At 62.6% G+C, this 2311-nt stretch carries 2 protein-coding genes; both read left to right on the top strand.

Annotation, left to right across the window (positions count from 1 at the left end; all coding sequences use genetic code 11):
- On the top strand, nt 1-1908 hold a 1908-nt coding region (locus ACIOVB_RS27455), incomplete at its 5' end, for a molybdopterin-dependent oxidoreductase (protein WP_401272270.1).
- Nucleotides 1905-2311, top strand: a 407-nt coding sequence (locus ACIOVB_RS27450) for an NADH-quinone oxidoreductase subunit H (RefSeq protein WP_401272269.1), incomplete at its 3' end; no start/stop codon positions are given. The genes ACIOVB_RS27455 and ACIOVB_RS27450, both read left to right, overlap by 4 nt.

Below are 2311 nucleotides of genomic sequence, written 5' to 3'. Positions count from 1 at the left end.
GATGGCTACGTCAACCGCACCGACCGTCCGCGTCAGCCACTGCTGGCCGACGGCACCAAGCTTGGACTGGATGCTGCGCTGGACAAGGCTGCCGATCTGCTGCGCGGTCGCAACATCCTCGGTATCGGTTCGCCGCGTGCCAGCCTGGAAAGCAACTACGCGTTGCGTGAACTGGTTGGCGCCGAGCACTTCTACTCCGGCATCGAAGCGTCCGAACTGGAACGCATCCGTCTGGTCCTGCAAGTGCTCAAAGACAGCCCGCTGCCAGTGCCAAACATGCGCGACATCGAAGACCACGACGCCGTGTTCGTCCTCGGTGAAGACCTGACCCAGACCGCCGCCCGTATGGCGCTGTCCTTGCGTCAGTCGGTCAAAGGCAAAGCCGAAGAAATGGCCGACGCCATGCGCGTTCAGCCATGGCTCGACGCTGCGGTGAAAAACATCGGTCAGCACGCGCTGAACCCGCTGTTCATCGCCAGCCTCGCTGAAACCAAGCTCGACGATATCGCCGAAGAATGCGTTCACGCAGCTCCCGATGATCTGGCGCGCATCGGTTTCGCCGTGGCTCACGCTCTGGACGCCAGCGCACCGGCCGTTGAAGGTCTGGACGCTGAAGCACTGGAACTGGCCAAGCGCATCGCCGACGCCCTGCTCGCGGCCAAACGTCCGCTGATCATCGCCGGCACTTCGCTGGGTTCGAAAGCGCTGATCGAAGCGGCAGCGAACATCGCCAAGGCTCTGAAGCTGCGCGAGAAGAACGGTTCGATCAGCCTGATCGTGCCGGAAGCCAACAGCCTCGGTCTGGCCATGCTCGGTGGCGAATCGGTGGATGCTGCGCTGCAAGCCGTCATTGATGGCAAAGCCGACGCCATCGTCGTGCTGGAAAACGATCTGTACACCCGCACCGCCAAAGAGAAAGTCGATGCTGCGCTGAACGCCGCGAAAGTGGTGATCGTTGCTGACCATCAGAAGACTGCTACCAGCGACCGCGCGCATCTGGTACTGCCAGCCGCCAGCTTCGCTGAAGGCGACGGTACGCTGGTCAGCCAGGAAGGTCGCGCCCAGCGCTACTTCCAGGTTTTCGATCCGCAATACCTGGACGCGAGCATTCTGGTTCACGAAGGCTGGCGCTGGCTGCACGCCCTGCGCGCCACCCTGCTGAACCAGCCGATCGACTGGACGCAACTCGACCACGTCACCGCTGCCGTTGCTTCGAGCACCGAGCAACTGGCGCGTATCGTCGACGCTGCACCGTCCGCTGCGTTCCGTATCAAGGGTCTGAAACTGGCGCGTGAGCCGCTGCGTTACTCCGGTCGCACCGCGATGCGCGCCGACATCAGCGTTCACGAACCACGCACCCCGCAAGACAAAGACACCGCGTTTGCCTTCTCCATGGAAGGTTACTCGGGCTCCGCCGAACCGCGTCAGCAGGTGCCATTCGCCTGGTCGCCGGGCTGGAACTCGCCGCAGGCCTGGAACAAGTTCCAGGACGAAGTCGGTGGTCACATCCGCGCTGGCGACCCGGGCACCCGCCTGATCGAAAGCACCGGTGATTCGCTGAACTGGTTCGCTGCCGCTCCGCGCGCATTCAACCCGGCGCCGGGCACCTGGCAAGCTGTGCCGTTCTACCACCTGTTCGGTAGCGACGAGAACTCTTCGAAAGCCGCTCCTGTGCAGGAACGCATTCCAGCGGCCTACGTTGCACTGGCCAAGTCTGAAGCGGATCGCCTTGGGGTCAACGACGGTGCACTGCTGAGCCTGAACGTGGCCGGCCAGACCCTGCGTCTGCCATTGCGTATCAATGAAGAACTGGGCGCAGGTCTTGTGGCATTGCCTGCGGGCATCGCCGGCATTCCACCGGCATTCGCCGGCGTATCCGTCGACGGTCTGCAGGAGGCAGCGCAATGACCTGGTTCACCCCTGAAGTGATCGATGTGATCCTGACGGTCATCAAAGCGATCGTGATTCTGTTGGCCGTAGTGGTCGCAGGCGCGTTGCTCAGCTTTGTCGAACGTCGCCTGCTGGGCTGGTGGCAGGACCGTTATGGTCCGAACCGCGTTGGCCCGTTTGGTATGTTCCAGATCGCCGCCGACATGCTGAAGATGTTCTTCAAGGAAGACTGGACCCCGCCGTTTGCCGACAAGGTGATCTTCACCCTGGCACCGGTTGTGGCCATGTCCGCCTTGCTGATTGCGTTCGCAATCATCCCGATCACCCCGACCTGGGGTGTGGCGGATCTGAACATCGGCCTGCTGTTCTTCTTCGCCATGGCCGGTCTGTCGGTCTACGCGGTGCTGTTCGCCGGCTGGTC

Origin of the sequence: Pseudomonas sp. NPDC087639, from assembly GCF_044743385.1 — a bacterium.
In the GTDB taxonomy this organism is placed as follows: Bacteria; Pseudomonadota; Gammaproteobacteria; order Pseudomonadales; family Pseudomonadaceae; genus Aquipseudomonas.
The sequence above is the reverse complement of the archived record's forward strand: the minus strand, read 5'-3'. Positions and strand labels throughout refer to the sequence as shown.